At 35.0% G+C, this 16,724-nt stretch carries 17 protein-coding genes; 14 read left to right on the top strand and 3 right to left on the bottom strand.

Translation table 11 applies throughout. The annotated features are described in order from the left end of the window. Window positions 1-29 precede the first annotated feature (29 nt). Window positions 30-218 (bottom strand): DUF2187 family protein, encoded by a 189-nt coding sequence (locus tag WQ54_RS02365; protein WP_046511522.1) that lies wholly within the window; start codon window positions 216-218, stop codon window positions 30-32. 299 nt (window positions 219-517) lie between these two features. On the opposite strand from WQ54_RS02365, the gene WQ54_RS02360 reads away from it, so the two are divergent. The 9 genes from WQ54_RS02360 to WQ54_RS02320 all read left to right on the top strand — a co-directional run bounded on the left by WQ54_RS02360 (window position 518) and on the right by WQ54_RS02320 (window position 10,722). Then, window positions 518-1,369 carry a patatin family protein gene (locus WQ54_RS02360; protein ID WP_046511519.1) on the top strand — a complete coding sequence of 284 codons (852 nt, stop codon included), beginning with the start codon at window positions 518-520 and terminating at the stop codon, window positions 1,367-1,369. A 108-nt stretch (window positions 1,370-1,477) separates the two neighbouring features. Continuing rightward, window positions 1,478-1,672, top strand: a complete 195-nt coding sequence (locus tag WQ54_RS02355; RefSeq protein ID WP_046511516.1) for a hypothetical protein — start codon at window positions 1,478-1,480, stop codon at window positions 1,670-1,672. Window positions 1,673-1,958: 286 nt separating this feature from the next. Next, on the top strand, window positions 1,959-2,501 hold the full coding sequence (locus tag WQ54_RS02350) for a cell wall hydrolase (RefSeq protein ID WP_046511721.1): 543 nt from the start codon (window positions 1,959-1,961) through the stop codon (window positions 2,499-2,501). Window positions 2,502-2,735: 234 nt separating this feature from the next. Then, window positions 2,736-4,211 carry a spore germination protein gene (locus WQ54_RS02345; protein WP_046511718.1) on the top strand — a complete coding sequence of 492 codons (1,476 nt, stop codon included), beginning with the start codon at window positions 2,736-2,738 and terminating at the stop codon, window positions 4,209-4,211. Between the two features lie 16 nt (window positions 4,212-4,227). Continuing rightward, window positions 4,228-5,322, top strand: coding sequence for a GerAB/ArcD/ProY family transporter (locus tag WQ54_RS02340; RefSeq protein WP_046511512.1), 1,095 nt, complete (start codon window positions 4,228-4,230; stop codon window positions 5,320-5,322). Between the two features lie 2 nt (window positions 5,323-5,324). Continuing rightward, window positions 5,325-6,392, top strand: coding sequence for a Ger(x)C family spore germination protein (locus tag WQ54_RS02335; RefSeq protein ID WP_046511509.1), 1,068 nt, complete (start codon window positions 5,325-5,327; stop codon window positions 6,390-6,392). Window positions 6,393-6,493: 101 nt separating this feature from the next. Next, window positions 6,494-7,819 (top strand): polysaccharide biosynthesis protein, encoded by a 1,326-nt coding sequence (locus tag WQ54_RS02330; RefSeq protein ID WP_046511506.1) that lies wholly within the window; start codon window positions 6,494-6,496, stop codon window positions 7,817-7,819. A 126-nt stretch (window positions 7,820-7,945) separates the two neighbouring features. Next, the gene (locus WQ54_RS02325) at window positions 7,946-8,470 is read left to right on the top strand and encodes a TlpA disulfide reductase family protein (RefSeq protein ID WP_052737621.1); all 525 of its coding nucleotides are present in this window, start codon (window positions 7,946-7,948) and stop codon (window positions 8,468-8,470) included. Window positions 8,471-8,832: 362 nt separating this feature from the next. Next, window positions 8,833-10,722, top strand: coding sequence for a heavy metal translocating P-type ATPase (locus tag WQ54_RS02320; protein ID WP_231597435.1), 1,890 nt, complete (start codon window positions 8,833-8,835; stop codon window positions 10,720-10,722). Window positions 10,723-10,962: 240 nt separating this feature from the next. On the opposite strand, the gene WQ54_RS02315 is transcribed toward WQ54_RS02320, so the two are convergent. Further along, the gene (locus WQ54_RS02315) at window positions 10,963-11,178 is read right to left on the bottom strand and encodes a hypothetical protein (RefSeq protein ID WP_046511501.1); all 216 of its coding nucleotides are present in this window, start codon (window positions 11,176-11,178) and stop codon (window positions 10,963-10,965) included. Between the two features lie 269 nt (window positions 11,179-11,447). Between WQ54_RS02315 and WQ54_RS02310 the strand changes: the two genes are divergently transcribed. The 4 genes from WQ54_RS02310 (at window position 11,448) to WQ54_RS35555 (ending at window position 14,637) form a co-directional block, all read left to right on the top strand. Further along, window positions 11,448-12,548, top strand: a complete 1,101-nt coding sequence (locus WQ54_RS02310; protein WP_046511498.1) for a Xaa-Pro peptidase family protein — start codon at window positions 11,448-11,450, stop codon at window positions 12,546-12,548. Between the two features lie 71 nt (window positions 12,549-12,619). Then, the gene (locus WQ54_RS02305; protein WP_231597432.1) at window positions 12,620-13,309 is read left to right on the top strand and encodes a thermonuclease family protein; all 690 of its coding nucleotides are present in this window, start codon (window positions 12,620-12,622) and stop codon (window positions 13,307-13,309) included. A gap of 809 nt (window positions 13,310-14,118) precedes the next feature. Continuing rightward, complete coding sequence (locus WQ54_RS02300) at window positions 14,119-14,397, top strand: hypothetical protein (RefSeq protein ID WP_046511496.1); 279 nt, start codon at window positions 14,119-14,121, stop codon at window positions 14,395-14,397. 156 nt (window positions 14,398-14,553) lie between these two features. Next, window positions 14,554-14,637, top strand: coding sequence for a putative holin-like toxin (locus WQ54_RS35555; protein ID WP_366945230.1), 84 nt, complete (start codon window positions 14,554-14,556; stop codon window positions 14,635-14,637). A gap of 374 nt (window positions 14,638-15,011) precedes the next feature. On the opposite strand, the gene WQ54_RS02295 is transcribed toward WQ54_RS35555, so the two are convergent. After that, window positions 15,012-15,437, bottom strand: a complete 426-nt coding sequence (locus WQ54_RS02295) for a hypothetical protein (protein ID WP_046511495.1) — start codon at window positions 15,435-15,437, stop codon at window positions 15,012-15,014. 226 nt (window positions 15,438-15,663) lie between these two features. Between WQ54_RS02295 and glcT the strand changes: the two genes are divergently transcribed. Next, the gene (glcT, locus tag WQ54_RS02290; RefSeq protein ID WP_046511494.1) at window positions 15,664-16,503 is read left to right on the top strand and encodes a glucose PTS transporter transcription antiterminator GlcT; all 840 of its coding nucleotides are present in this window, start codon (window positions 15,664-15,666) and stop codon (window positions 16,501-16,503) included. Window positions 16,504-16,724: the final 221 nt, after the last annotated feature.

Here is a 16,724-nt window from a genome sequence, read left to right as displayed (position 1 = left end):
GTGTGGGACTGACCCTTTTTAGTCTTATATTAAGAGAAAGAATCTTTAATAATCTTATAGTTTTTGTGATTGACAACAGTGCGTCTATCAAGATCTAATTCTCTGAAATTTTCCATATAAGTTAAGTCAACAATTACGGAATTTTCATTTACCTTTTCAACAACACCTGTTAAGCCTTCTTTAAATTCAATAATACTTCCTACTTTAGCGATCTTCATTGCCTCGCTCCTTTACATATTCTTCGACGATCAGAATCTCTCTATAAGTCCTACACTAATCAATCTAAGTATTTGCTGCGCCTTGAGCCATAGGCACTTACTATTGCTAGAAAACTTCTATTAGCATTATTTAACACTATTTCTTCTTGTAAGTAAAGCCTTTCACTCTAATTAACTGAAAAAACTTTACATATCATGGAAGTTATCTTAAGAATCGATACTAGTTGAGCTAATCTGACACTTAGTAAGGTGTCGTTATGTTATATTTAAATAATGAATATGAAAAATGAGGTGTTTCCATGACCGAAGCAGGGCTAGTGCTTGAAGGCGGCGGTATGAGGGGGATTTATACGGCAGGTGTATTAGAGTATTTTATGGATAAAGGCTTATATTTTCCATATGTAATAGGAGTATCAGCCGGTGCATGTTTTGGCGCCTCTTATCTGTCAAGACAAAAAGGCAGAAATCGCAAGGTCAACATTGATTATGTGACACATCCTAATTATTTATCCTTGCAAAATTTCATAAAACATCGTCAATTATTTGGGATGGATTTTCTTTTTGACGAGATTCCGAATAAAATTGTTCCTTTTGACTTTGCTTCTTTTTATAAGGGGCCAGAGGAATTTGTTGTAACAACAACTGACTGTCATTCAGGTTTGCCGCAATATTTTAGCAAGGCTGACTATGGTAAGGATCTTTTAACGATTATTAGGGCATCCAGTTCCTTACCTTTTATTGCCCCCATTGTGGAGTATGGCGGGAAGTTTTTATTAGATGGGGGTATAGCAGATTCCATTCCTATTAAAAAAGCTGAGAGCGATGGTAACAAAAAGAATGTAGTGATCCTAACAAAGGAGGGCTCTTACATAAAGAAAAAGTCAAATATTAGCTGGCTGTTAAATCGTTTTTATCGTGACTATCCAAAGCTTATAGAAACGGTATTGAAGCGCCATGAAATGTATAATGAAACACTTTCCTATATTGAAGAGCAGGAGAAAAATGGCCGTATCTTTGTCTTAAGACCAACCACAAAGATACAAGTTAGCAGAATTGAACGGAATCAAAAGAAGCTAGAACAATTATATTCACTTGGATACCAGGATGCAAAACGAAACTTTTCCCATTTGAAAAGCTGGCTTCAGGATTAGGGAATAGAAATCTGCCAAACTTAATAAATATTCGAAGAATTAGACAGATTGATCTATCTTTTAGTAAACTATAGGAGGAATTTTTGTAAGACAGGTGGAGGTATTTCTATGGATGAACAAACAATTCACGAACTATTAGATAAGCTTAAAGAAGGTGAATTACATGAATACCTTGTAACAAAGGAGCAGTTTTTGTCTTTTCGAAATGTTATTGTTAATCGTGAAGATTTTAAACATTTTCGGGGAATTGCCCAACAAGGAGGAAGTGTTATTTACCAATATCTACAAGAGCCAAGAAGTTAGGCATTCCTAACCTCTTAAGCTCTTTTTCTATTTTCTATAATCCAACTATCGCATAATAAAATTCTGCTAATCGAAGGTGCATTTTATGACCGTAGCAAGTAATATAAACTATTGGAATCGTTTCCAGATATTGAGGGATGTTTTAGATCTTAAAACCTGTTAGTCTAAATCATGTGGCAAATTCCAAATGTCAAATTTGAAGAGACTAGTAGGAGGATACGAAATTATGAAAAAGGCAATTTTAAAACTTGTTGCTGTTTCAACATTAGCTTTATCGCTTACTGCGATGACAGCGCCAGAATCAAAAGCTAATGCTGCAACAACACATCAAGTCCAAACAGGTGATACGTTGTGGTTAATTGGAAAGAAGTATGGAGTATCTGTAAAATCGTTAAAGTCTGTTAACCAGAAATCTTCAGATCTATTATATGCAGGTGAAAAATTAACGATTCCTGATACGATTACTGCAGCGGAGAAAGATTTATTAGCACGTCTTGTACATGCTGAAGCAAAAGGTGAGCCATATGCAGGTAAGGTTGCTGTTGCATCTGTTGTTTTAAATCGTGTAGATAGCCCATTGTTCCCAAATGATATTAAAAGTGTCATTTATCAAATAGAGCAAGGCCATTATGCATTTAGTCCTGTACAAAATGGCACAATTAACCAACCGGCTGGAGCGGAAGCAAAAGCGGCTGTTCAGGAAGCTTTAGCCTTCCGTGGGATGGGAAATGGTTCTTTGTATTTTTATAATCCTAAAACATCAACCAGTACGTGGATCACTTCACGTGAAATGACGATTACAATTGGAAAGCATCGTTTTGCAAAATAATAGACAGAATCTAAATAAGCCTTATGAACACTATTAATATTGTGTTCATTGGGCTTATTTTTTTCTTTATCCTTCTTTTCCTTTAGCTCTAGTTATTATGATTTAGCTTTTCCTCTAATGGTGCATAATTCCATCCATAGGTGGCATTATATAAAAAACAACCAATCTTGGAAAGAAAAATTATGATCTATTTCCAGAGAAAACGAAAAGCGTGTGGTGGACGTCATGAACAAAATGAAGTATGAAAGTGGGAAAAACAAACCTTCTTTAGCTAAAGTGATTGCCCGGTTTCGAACTTCATCTGATTTTATTCAATTTGAAGAACGAACAAATCAGGTCGTATACTGGGTCTCTTATATAAGAACATTGGTAGACATGCAAACTCTTCAACAAACAATCATGCCCGTGTTAAAGAGTGATAATTGGAATTCGTTAGATGAATTAAAAAAAGGCATCCCGATTGAAAATATTGTCATAACGATTGATACCGATGTTATTAAAGAAAAGCTTCTCGATGGGTATGTATTGATTAGCCTATCCGAATATGGACTTCCAAGCGCGCTTGTGAAGGCGACCCTTAACAAGGCTCGTGATGTCTCTCTGCCAGAAGTAGAATTTAGTGTTGTCGGTCCTAAAGAAGCATTCGTAGAATCGATTGAGTCAAATATAAATCTCATTCGTAAAAGAGTAACAAATGATAAACTTCGAATTTTTGAAATGAAAATTGGAGATCTATCAAATACAAAGCTTGCTATATTATATGTTGAAGGTGTTTGTAATGAAGAGAACGTCCATACAGTTTTACAGCGAATAAAAGATATTCAATTTGACCAAATCAGTGATAGCTCATTCATAACCCAAATGATTTCAGATAATCATAATTCTCCTTTTCCTCAGCTGCTTGATACTGAACGGCCGGACCGGGTCGCTTCAATCTTAGCTGAGGGGAAAGTAGGAATCATTGTAGATGGGTCGCCGCACGTATTAATTGGGCCGACAACTCTTGTGGAGTTTTTTTCAGCTTTTGATGACTATTTTTATAATTGGCTTGCCGCCTCTTTTTTCAGGTTGATCAGGCTTTTTGCCGTAGCATTCTCTATTTTGGTGACACCAGTATATGTAGCAGCACTTACTTATCATTATGAGTTAATACCAAGTGATTTATTGAATACATTGATTTCCTCTCGGAGGGATGTTCCATTACCGCCAATCTTAGAAGCGTTATTTTTGGAATTAACCATTGAATTATTAAGAGAGGCTGGAGCAAGATTGCCAACTAAGGTTGGTCAGACAATCGGTATCGTTGGAGGGATTGTTATCGGAACAGCCTCAGTTGAAGCTGGTTTAACAAGTAATATTTTGCTTATTATCGTAGCTTTATCTGCACTGGCTTCATTTACTACACCGATTTATGCGATGGGTAATACAATCCGGATGCTTAGGTTTCCATACTTAATTTTTGCACAATGGTTTGGTTTAGTAGGAATTGTTATCTGTTTTAGTTTTATGACGGCACATCTTTTGAGGCTGACTTCGTTAGGAAGGCCTTTTTTAGAACCAATTTATCCACCAAGAACAATTGATATGAAGGATGCCCTAATACGGCTTCCGTTTTCATTGATGTCTAAGCGTCCACAACAATTGCGAACCAATAAACCAAATCGCTTCTCAAAATTAAATGCGACAAAGAACCGAGACATCGATGAATAACTGAGGTGATGATTCCATGATAAAAATAGCAGAGCGATTCCAGGTATCCCACTTTTTAGTGTTTTATTTAATCCACTCCGTTCAATATGGAGTAGGTGTATTAGGATACCAGAGAATTATTGGGGAAGATTCTGGCCGGGATGCCTGGATTGCAGTCATTATATCAGGAATCCTTGTTCATATTTCATTATGGATGATTTATCGTATCTTGCAGGAGTCAAATGGCAATATTGTTACAGTCCATAGGGAGCTTTTTGGAAAATGGATCGGCAGTTCTCTAAGTTTTTTTTTATCTTTATACTTTATTTTAATGGCGATCACCGTTTTAAGAACATATGTCGAGATCGTAGAAGTATGGATGTTTCCGGATTTAAATGTATGGGTGTTTTCATTTGTTTTTTTATTCTTGGTTTTCTATGTAATTAGCGGGGGGTTTCGTGTTGTAGCCGGGATAAGTTTTTTTGGAGTGGTGCTTCCGCTCTATTTATTGTTTACATTTTTATTTCCTCTTCAGTTTTCGGAGATAAAAAATCTATTTCCTATAATGGATCATTCAATTAAGGACATTGCCATGTCAACAAAGAAAATGTCGCTGACAATTATCGGCTTTGAGGCTTTGCTAGTTTATTATCCTTTTATAAAAAATAAAGATACCTCAAAAAAGTGGGCTCATATTGCTGTTGCTTTTAGTACATTTATATACACATTTATCTCTATTGTCACCATTATCTATTTTAGTGAGGAACAGCTGGAGAAAAATGTCTGGGCAACCTTAACCATTTGGAAAATTATCGAATTGCCTTTTGTTGAGCGTTTTGAATATATCGGTATCGCGAATTGGAGTCTTGTAATATTGCCTAATGTCTGTTTAACCATATGGTGTGCAAGCAGATGTTTAAAAGATGCCTTTGCGATTAAGCAAAAATTCTCGCTTATCTTTGTATTAATCATTGCTTATATCTTTGTGAATTTATCAAAAACTCGTGGAGAAATAAGTCTTGTCAACGACATAGTTGGTCAGGTTGGTTTTTATATCATCTTTGTTTATATTCCAATCATCTTCTTTCTAACGTTCATTATTCGTAAAATTCGTAAAGCAAAGGAGAAATAAAAATGAAAAAAATGTTCCCGATCGTCATTCTCCTTCAGTTGTTTTTAATAGGTTGTGTCGAACAGGAAATTATTGATGATGTAAACCTTGTTACCGTAACAGGCTTTGATAAGGTTGAAGAAGATAGAATTAGGGGAACTGCGATTGCTAATACGTATTTGAAGGACCAGCCAGTACAGGATTACCAACTTGATGAAATTTCAGAATTAAGCAGGGATATACTATCAGATATGCAAAAGAAATCACCAGATCCTCTAGTCCTGGGAAAGCTGCAAGTTGTTTTATTTGGTGAGGAATTGTCAAGATCTGGAATCACCGATTTGGTTGATACCCTGCAACGTGATGCTACGATCAGTGAGCGGCTTTTGTTGGCTGTGACAAGGGATGAAGCGAAAAAGGTTCTGGAGGCGGATTTTGGTACACAAGGAGCCTCCAGATTTTTATCAAGTTTAATCCTTCATAATAAACTGCACCGTGATTTGCCAAGGTCTAATCTGCATTTGTTTTTATTTCAATATTATTCAAAGGGACAGGACCCATATTTACCGATTCTTAAAAAAGAAGAAAAGGATGTTTTAATAGATGGGCTAGCATTATTTGATGATGTTAAGTTGGTTGGAGAAATACCCAATGAAAAATTGCTTTTCTTTAAAATTCTTGCAGACCAATATTCACAAGGATCGTATACATTAAATATCCCCGATTCGAAAGAGAAAGCAGGGATAAAAAGTATATCATCTTCAAGAAAATTAAAATTAGTCTCACTTAATCCACTTAAAGTGGAAATTTCAGCTCATGTTGAGGGATATATAAATGAGTACACAGGGAAAAAAATTACCCCAAATGTAATAAGAAAATCTGAAAAAGCATTTAAGGATGAAATTGAAAAAGAATCATTGGCCCTTATAGGCAAATTTAAGGAGCTAGATATTGACCCGCTTGGGATTGGTGATGATATCAGATCAAAATCAAGGGATTTCGATATTTCAAAATGGAGAGAAAAAATTAAAGATTTAAACGTAGAAGTCAAAGCAGATGTTCTTATTTCCGAAACAGGTGTCATCGATTAGCTTGAAAAGCCTTCTGCTTGCTTGCTTAATTCAATAATAATTTGATGTCTTGTCTCATATTCTTTAGTAATGGACTAGTTAAAAAACGAAGGGACGACATCATGAATACATTTGTTAAAGGAACATTATTGCTTGTCATAGCAGCGTTTTTTGGAGAGTGTCTTGAATTTTTTGTCAATATGATTTTAGCTAAAGAGCTTGGAGAAGAGGGTATGGGATTGTATATGACAATCCTTCCGGTTATTTTTTTCGTTGTGATTATTGCCAGTTTAGAGCTGCCGATTTCAATTTCAAAGTATATTGCAGAAAAGCATCGTGAAACACATTACCATATGCTCCGGCATTCCTTTCACTTAACACTTATTTTAACCATAGTTTTTATGTTGGCAACAGCATTGATTTTGCCTGCAATTTCTGTATTTCAGGAATACCACCCACATGTTAAATGGTTGGTCATTCTAATCATTCCTATTGTTTCATTCTCCTCATTTGCAAGAGGGTACTTTATGGGTGTACAACATATGGGAAAGATTGCATTTTCGAATTTTTTGAAAAAAGCGGTTCAACTTGTCTTCTTATTTTGGGTCTATCAATCCTTTAATTTCGACCTTGAGGTGGCTCTGCTCATTGCTTTAGGGACTCTAATTGCTAGTGAACTTTTTGTATGTACATATTTAGTGGCAGCATACTTTATTCAATATCAACTATTACGAAAAGAATCAAATAAGTATATAAATGGAAGGAATGTAAGAAGGGCGCTGTTTTCAGTCTCTTTGCCAACAACCGGGTTAAGGCTTTTTCATTCTTTTACACATGCTATTCAGCCCTTTTTAGTAAAAGCGGCGCTGATGAGTGCCGGGTTTTCTAGTGTCATGGCAACTGAGCATTATGGAATGCTAGCTGGAGTGGCCATGTCAATCGGCTTTTTCCCCGCATTTATCGGACATTCCTTAATGATCATGCTAATTCCTAATGTATCCGAAGCATTTGCAAATAATGATATGACAAGGCTTATTCGCTTGCTTAAACAGTCAATGATGATCACTATTTTATATGGTACGGTTTCAGTAATTGCCATCTATATATTTGCTGAGCCCTTAACACACTTATTTTTCGAATCAACCTCAGCCTCGTTCTATCTAAAAATATTATGGCCATATTTTTTATTTCATTTCTTTATCATCCCGATGCAGGCCTATTTAATTGGATTAGGTCTTGTCAAGGATGCTTTGTTTCATACGATTTGGTCACATGTCATTTCATTTGGGATGATGTATGTCTTAGGTTCATTGGATTTTCTTCATATGAAAGGAATTATTCTAGGTATGAACATGGGGGCTGTGCTGCTTATGCTCATGCATTATGTTACGATTTGTAATAAATTAGGATTGAGTGTTTATTTTATGAAAAGAAAATTTACTTATTAAATTAGGACGGTGAGACGGTTAGCTTAAGGGCAAACCGTCTTTTTATTTTTTTGTATTTCACCTCTTTATTTTGCAAAAGCTAAAGCTAATACAGTTTTGAAAAAAAGAATTAAAAAGGTGATAGCCATGAATAACAATAAAATCATCCGTTTCCTATTAAGTCTGATCATTTGCCTGGTTTTTACTGAAGCTAACGGTGTCTATGCAGCAGAGAGAAAGGTCGTGCAAGAAGGACAGCAAGCCAATGATTTCACATTAAAAACAGTTGAAGGGAAAACAGTATCGTTATCTGAATATAAAGGGAAAATAGTGGTTATGAATTTTTGGACAACTTGGTGTACCTATTGCCAAGAAGAAATGGAAGAACTAAATAAATTCAGTGAAGAGATGCAGTCAGTGAACGTTGAGCTTTTAGGTGTCAATGTAACCTCATCAGAGGAGAATGAAAGAGCCGTTATCCAATTTGTAAACCATGCGGACATACCGTATAGAGTCGGAATGGATGTAAACGGTGAAGTATCGAAATCGTACAATATTATTGGAATCCCAACAACTTTTATTATTGATGAAAAAGGAATTGTTCGAAAAAAAATTTTAGGGCCAGTAACATCTAATCTTCTGAAAGAAGCCATTTTACATAGGAAAAATTAGAGGCATTTATGAGCTGGAGGTGCAAAGTGTTAAAACCTCCGGCTTTTTGCGTTTGAACCTTTACAAGCTTTAAACGTTATACTAAAGGGTAAAAGAAAAGAAAATCATCTATAAATGCCATAAGAAAAAGAGAATGAGAAAGGTTATCGTTATCAATAATAATTATTAAATAATAATTATAATAATTATTACTTGAAAATATTAATTAATTAGTTATAATAATTAATATAGTAATGTTGTTATAGCTTGAGTGTCGGACATAATTTAATAGATAGAATACTTAAGCCTTATTTAACTGAATATCTTGGCTAGAGGGAGTGAGAGAATTGGAACTAAATTCAGCAAGTAAATTAGCAAGTCCTATTCAATCCGAACATAATACTTTTCCAAAATGGACTGAACATATCGAACTTATTAATGCCCTTATTGCTGGTGTACTTATTGGTTTTGGTTGGTTTTTTGAGAGCAATGAAAATCAATCCATTGCCGTTTCTTTATTTATTTTAGCGTTTGTCATTGGCGGCTATGCGAAGGCGAAGGAAGGTATTGAAGAAACAATCTCAGAAAGAACACTTAATGTTGAACTGTTAATGATTTTTGCGGCCGTTGGTTCTGCAATTATTGGTTATTGGACAGAAGGAGCCATTTTAATCTTTATTTTTGCCTTAAGCGGGGCACTTGAGACTTACACGATGAATAAAAGCCAAAGAGAGATATCGGCCTTGATGAGTCTTCAGCCTGAAGAGGCTTGGTTTGTTGATCAACAAGGTAATGAAAGTAGAGTTCACGTTTCCTCTTTGCAAATTGGTGATACGATCCTCGTAAAGCCTGGTGAACGAGTTCCTACTGATGGGCTTATTTTAACTGGTAAAACAAATATTGATCAATCTGCAATTACTGGTGAATCAATGCCTGTTGAACGAGAGATAAACGACGAAGTATTTGCTGGAACTGTCAATGGGAACGGCTCCATTACTATTAAGGTAACAAAAAAGAGCACGGAAACCATGTTTCAGAAAATACTGGATCTTGTCCAATCAGCTCAATCTGAAAAATCCCCATCACAGCAATTCATTGAAAAATTTGAAGGAACCTATGTAAAAGCAGTGTTAGTCCTAGTAGCAATCATGATGGTACTTCCGCATTTTGCTCTTGGTTGGAGTTGGAATGAAACAATCTACCGTGCACTTGTGTTGATGGTGGTTGCTTCCCCTTGTGCTTTGGTTGCTTCCATTATGCCAGCTACTTTATCAGCTATTTCAAATGGAGCAAGAAGTGGCCTGTTATTTAAAGGAGGCGTACATTTAGAACAATTAAGTAAAACAAATGTTGTAGTATTTGATAAAACAGGTACATTAACTAGAGGTGAACCAACTGTAACAGATATCATCATCTCAAATGTCCTTGATCCGGATTCATTTTATGAAGCAGTTTTATCAATCGAAAATCAATCAAATCATCCATTAGCTCGTGCAATCGTTGCGAAAATTCAAAAGGAATTTCCGATGCGAATCGCTAAAATGACATCGGTTGATGAAAGATCTGGCTTTGGAATTACTGCAGTTTTACATGATGTTAAATGGAAAATTGGAAAAGCTGACTTTGTTGGCAGAGATCAAGCGGACAGTTTTGAAGATGGGGTAGGTCTGAAACTGGCTAGGGAAGGTAAAACAATTGTTTATGTAGTTCGAGAGGAACAAATTATCGGTCTTTTAGCGTTAAAAGATACTGTTAGAGAAGATGCGAAGACAGCTATTCAAACTTTGCAGAAAAATGGAATAAAAACCGTTATGCTTACAGGTGACAGCCGATCTACAGCAAAGGCTATTGCAAAAGAATTACAAATCGATCATTTTATTGGAGAGTGCCTTCCTGAAGATAAAGTGAATGAAATTAAGTCTTTAAAAGAAAAATATGGCACTGTAACTATGATTGGAGATGGAATTAACGACGCTCCAGCGCTGGCTGTTTCTAATGTAGGAATTGCAATGGGCGAAGGAACGGATGTTGCTTTGGAAACGGCAGATATTGTTCTCATGAAGAATGAATTATCTAAGCTTATGAAGGCTGTTTCGTTATCGAAAAAAATGAATCAAATTGTTAAACAAAATATTGTATTTTCGATGTCTGTTATAACGCTATTAATCTGCTCGAATTTTATTCAAGTACTCGATCTCCCTTTAGGTGTAATCGGCCATGAAGGAAGTACAATTCTTGTTATTTTGAATGGTCTGCGTTTATTAAAAGGATAAAAAGCACAAGATACTAGGCATTAAGTAAATAGGAATAGCAGGTGTTCTTTACCTGCTGTTCCTATTTGATTATAACTGGAGGAAGTTACTAACGCGAAGTCAACCGCCATAACTCCACTTGACTTCGCGTTGTTCGTCGACTGCGTCTTGAGTTGAAATTGAATCTAAGTTCAAAATTTATACTTTCTCCATCTATTGAAAAGGGACCTTCTCATTTGAGAAGGTCCCTTTTATTTTGAGTCAAGTTTCACTAGCTGAAGGAGAAGATGTTTTTTCATCATCATCAGGTCTCTTGCTTACTATAAAATAGGAAGTAACAAAGCAACAAAAACCTATAATCCAACCGAACACTGTACTATAATAATAAATATCAATTAATAACATACCAATAATTGGTGCGAGAACGCCAATTATGCAAAGAATCGAAACTAGGTGACGTTTTACCCATTGAAGCACGAAAAACAACTCCTTAGCAGGAAGAAAAATAGGAAGTAATAAAAGAATGACAAAAAATTAGAACCAGAGTAAAAGCGTTAACTATCAAATAAGTTTGTTATTCAATATTGTTCCTGTATTTGTATGTAGTTATTATACAAGAAAATAATAATTTGGAGTACACGATAATTATTAAAAACATGTTACAAATATCATGGGTGATGTACCACAGAATCATTAAGGTTTGTTATGATGTTATTATAGTGATATAGCATAGGAGTGAAAGATATATGGAAAAACGTTTAATGAAACTAATGAATTCACTGCAAGAGCAGGATATTGAGATGTGTTTTATCCACTCAAAGGAAAATGTTTTTTATTTAACAAACTTTTATACAGATCCGCATGAACGATTAATGGGTTTATTTCTTTTTAAAGAAAAGGAACCATTTTTTATTTGCCCGCAGATGGAAGCAGGGCAAGTAAAGGAAGCTGGGTGGAGTTACGAGGTTGTCGGTTATGGAGATCATGAATGTCCTTGGGAACGAATACGAGCGACTCTTGATAAACGTGATCTTAAATCAATTCAAAAATTAGCGGTTGAAAAAGAGGAAATTTCATTCAGCAGAGTGGAACATCTGCAGCAAATTATCAATCCGGAAAAAATCGTTTCTGTTGAACAGATATTAAACGAGCATCGTGTCATAAAAGACGAAAAAGAAGCAGCAATTTTACGTCAAGCAGCAGATTTAGCGGATTATGGAGTCCAAGTTGGTATTAATGCACTGAAACAAGGAATATCCGAAATGGAAGTTCTCGCTACGATCGAATATGAATTAAAGAAAAAGGGTATTCGTGAAATGTCCTTTTCTACAATGGTATTGTTCGGAGAGAAATCAGGTCAGCCTCATGGGAACCCAGGATTAAAAACTTTAAGCGAGGGTGACTTTGTATTATTTGATCTTGGTGTGGTTCTAGATGGCTATTGTTCAGATATTACGAGAACCTTTGTGTATAAATCTTATGAAGAAAAGCAAAAGCAAATTTATGATACTGTTTTGCAAGCACAAGTAGCAGCTTTACAAGCCAGTAAACCAGGAAAACGAATCGGTGATCTGGATTTAATTGCAAGAGAAATCATTACAAATGCAGGTTATGGTGACAACTTCCCGCATCGTCTTGGTCATGGTTTAGGAATAAACGTTCATGAATATCCTTCTATGAGCCATACGAATGACGCAGTATTGAAAGAAGGCATGGTTTTTACAATTGAACCGGGTATTTATGTACCAAGTGTTGGCGGCGTCAGAATCGAAGACGATGTGATGATCACTAAAGATGGTTTTGAGGTTTTAACAAAGTTTACGAAAAAGTTTACTGTGATCAACTAAAAAGTCAAGTTTTATCCGAACGTTCTGATATACAATTGATTTTATTCAAAAGGATAAGGAGAAAAGAAAGCTTGAGAATTTGGATGATAGCTATCATCGCTTTATTTTTAACTAGTGGCTGTGTATTACAAGAAAATGGTTCTGATCGAATTTCTGCTCATGTCACAAGGGTTGTTGATGGCGACACCGTTCATGTAACGGTTAATGGAAAAGAGGAAACTGCCAGGCTATTATTAGTAGATACACCAGAAACAGTTCATCCTACTAAACAAATCCAGCCATTCGGTCCAGAGGCTAGCAGTTTTGTAAAAGAGTTATTACATGATGCGAATGTAGAATTAGAGATGGATATAGGTGAGCGTGACAAATATGGCAGGCTATTAGTTTATCTTTATGTTAATGGAGAAATGGTCAATCAATTGCTTCTCGAAAAAGGATTAGCAAGAGTAGCCTATGTGTTCGAGCCTAATACAAAATATGTGGATGATTTTTATGAGATTCAAAAACGGGCTCAGCAAAAAGGGATCGGGATTTGGAGTATTGAAAATTATGCCACAGATCAAGGATTTAAAGAAGAATCTTCAGTTGTTCAAGAAGAAAATAGGACAGAGGATTGTACGATCAAAGGTAATATTAATTCAAAGGGAGAGAAGATTTATCATACAGTAGATTCACCTTCCTATAAGGTAACAAAACCTGAAAAAATGTTTTGTACAGAAGCTGAAGCAATAGCCGACGGGTTTCGAGCTGTGAAAAGATAGTGGAAAATTGACAAAGAGCTGCCTTATTAGCAGCTCTTTTTTCTTAATGGGGATGAAATCGACAAATACTTGATATGACAATCCCATCATTTGTACACCTATGTAAAATTTGTATATTTTTTTGTGAGTTTTCTTTAGCTGCAGATAAAGAGAACAAAACAAATTGACGCAAAACGATATAAGCCCTGCCTCTCTTATATCAATACGGCTCCTAGGCCGCGCCAAATGAAAAGCGTCATGTTGTGTTTACCATTCAACCAAGAAGCGCGCTACTTTTTTAATACCCCTTTTTTACATGGCAAAACCTTTAGATTTTAAAAATAATCTGTTTATAAGATCGGTTGAACTGGCGGCACTTAACAAATATCAGCTTGTTATATACAGGAATGACGGTTGATTGAATTCGAAAAAGGCTCGAAATAATGAGGTTAAAAGTGAGTGGTATTAATGAAACCTTTGCAATTTTTACTCTCTAAATGAAAAGCTGTGATCTTCATAAATTTTTTGATGTGAAAACTCCCCTTCTAATTAAAATGTGAATAATATCGATTGGGAGTTGCTTTTCCAGGCTAATCCAAGATATTGCCTCAAAATGACATACCTTCAAGGACGAAATAAATGTACATTTTTTATTTATTATACATGAATAATCGAATATATGTTCGTTTTGTAAGGCGATAAAGGTAGAAATATTTTCTGCTTTCCTCACTAAATATTGCCATATTTCCTTTATTATAAACGTATGATGATATAAATGGACTTTTTGAGCAATCCTTTATTCAATGACAATTTTGAAAGGAGAGAAGGTAATGACTGAGCAGGAAAAAGTGAAATTAATTCAACAAATTACAGAGGACATCATCCGCCTTTCTGTTAAAGATCATAAAGAGAAAAGAAGAAGTGAACAGGAAAAAGCAGTTGAATTATTGGCAAGGGCTTTATACGATTTCTCGGTTATGTACCTATCACCACAGTCAAACCATGAAGAAGCACTTAAAGGGACACTTGCTAAAGTAAAAATTTCTTACAATACTCTTGAGCGTATCAAAGCAACAAAGATTCAATTTACAAGAGTAAATCAAAATTAAAAAAATTGTAACTGGAAATAATGGCTGAATTGTTCATAAGGATAGGATGATATAACTAAAAACGAACATATGTTCCAAAGTTGTTTCGGTTTATGATACAATAAGGTTACAGTCAAATGGATCAAACAAGCCCCTTTTGAAGGGGGGTGATGCCTGTTGACCATATATGAAAGCTTAGTCGCTATGTTTAGTTTTGCTTCTTTGATTGTAGCTATTTTAGCTTTTTCACAAAAAAAATAGACCTTGAACAGGTCTATAAAACTTATCGTTCGATCCAATTTTGACTGAAGACTGTGGATGCGGCAACATCCACGGTCGTTACTAAATATATTATAGCATAAAGACAAATATGATACAGTAAACTTCTGTGGCAGAAGGAAAGTAGTTTTTTGTTTTTTATGGATAGAAACTTAAAATTCCTTATACTTGTTTATAAGTGTTCCGTTTTCAGCTCTAAAGTACAGAAAGGGTAAGTTTTTTCCAACATCGACAGTACGCTGGGTTACCGGTTGCCGTCAGCGCCTGATCATCGATATTTTAAAAATTAGGATTTAACGGCTAAAAAGCATTCTTTTTAAATTCTTTCTATTCCCCTAGGCTTAAGGTTTTACTTCTTATTCAACACTTAACTTTTTTAATAATGGAGAAAAATCATACTCAATATCAAAGAACATTGGTGTATTTTCATCATTATATAGAATGATTTTACCCTCATTCTTCGTTGCAGGGATATATAAAAGCAAAACTTCGCTGACAATATCTTCAAACCACTTGTTTTTAATTTTAATCGATTTGGTTAAAGGAATTTTAATTAAATATCCTTTTTTTGGAATTGGATTTGCTTGAACGGTCACTCTTTTAATCGATTTTATTGCCTTTTGAACATCTTCATCTATTGCCTCTGAGCTGTTAATCTCCTTTATGATATTACTTGTTTCAATATCTAAAACCTTTACCGTCCCGTTTTCTGCAGATATTTGCTGTGTATGAAAAACAAATAAGCAAAGAAGGAACAGAAATATCTTTATTATCCTTTTCATGAATTTTTCACCTCGGGTTTATCTTTCCCAATTATTCCATCCTTACGAGTATCATTTTTTATTATAGAAAAAAAGCTAAAAGGTAAGTGATTCAAATGAGTATACAAACATGTATGTCAAGATATTTTTTTGTTATTTTTTTCTACATAAAGCGACAATTACGTTGACGATCTTCGTCAACTCTTGTACGATGAGAAAGATTGAATGAAAAGGAGCTGTGGATTTCGTGAAGGAGTCCTTTCAAATAAAAAAAGCATTAAATAATAATGTATTAATTGCCAATCATCATTCATTTGGTGAGGTTGTTTTAATTGGAAAAGGAATCGGCTTTGGAAAAAAGAAAGATGATATCATTGAGGAAGATCGGTTTGAAAAAATGTTTGTGCTAACTAATCAAAAGGAGCAGGAACAATACAAAAAGCTATTAACTGATATTGATGAAGAGATGCTTGATGTCGTACAGGATGTGATCCAATATATATCTGATCGTGTTGAGCATCCGCTAAATGAACATATTCATATTGCCTTAACAGATCATATCACTTTTGCATTAAAGCGTTTACAGCAAGGGATGGATTTGAAAAATCCATTTTTAATTGAAACGAAATCTCTTTATCCCTTTGAATTTCAGCTAGCAACAGATGTCATTGATCGCCTAAATAAAAAGCTCAATGTCAAGTTGCCTGAGGGGGAAATTGGTTTTATTGCTTTACACATTCATAGTTCCGTTACAAATAAACCTCTGTCAGAAGTAAACCAATATTCTCAGTTAATTAGCAGATTAACAGATGTTATTGAAGAGTCATTAAAAATAAAGGTAGATCGTGAAAGTGTGAATTATTTGAGGCTTGTTCGGCATCTTCGTTACACGATTGAAAGAGTTAATACTGGTGAAACAGTTGCTGAACCCGAAAAATTAGCTTTTTTGTTGAAAAATGAATATCCTCTATGCTACAATATCTCTTGGAAAATGATTAAAGTGATGCAACAGGCGTTAAAAAAACCAGTCTATGAAGCAGAAGCTGTTTATTTAACCATGCATTTATACCGACTAACAAATAAATAAAATGTCCGGTACGCGCTTCACGTGTTACTGATTCGATCAGGCATGAGTGAACAAGATGTGTTTTATTTGCTATTTTGGGGAAGTATACCTATTAGCGGATAAACCTCTGTTCATCATGCCTTTTTTTATTTGTTTTTACCTTTTAATCTGTTATCTGTACTAATGTAAACGGTCAAAAATTTTTGAAAGCTCATGTTTAATGGTTAAAAATGCTTGTTATC

It is taken from the genome of Bacillus sp. SA1-12, from assembly GCF_000981385.1.
Lineage (GTDB): Bacteria > Bacillota > Bacilli > Bacillales > Bacillaceae > Metabacillus.
This window is presented reverse-complemented; position numbering and strand designations above follow the sequence as displayed.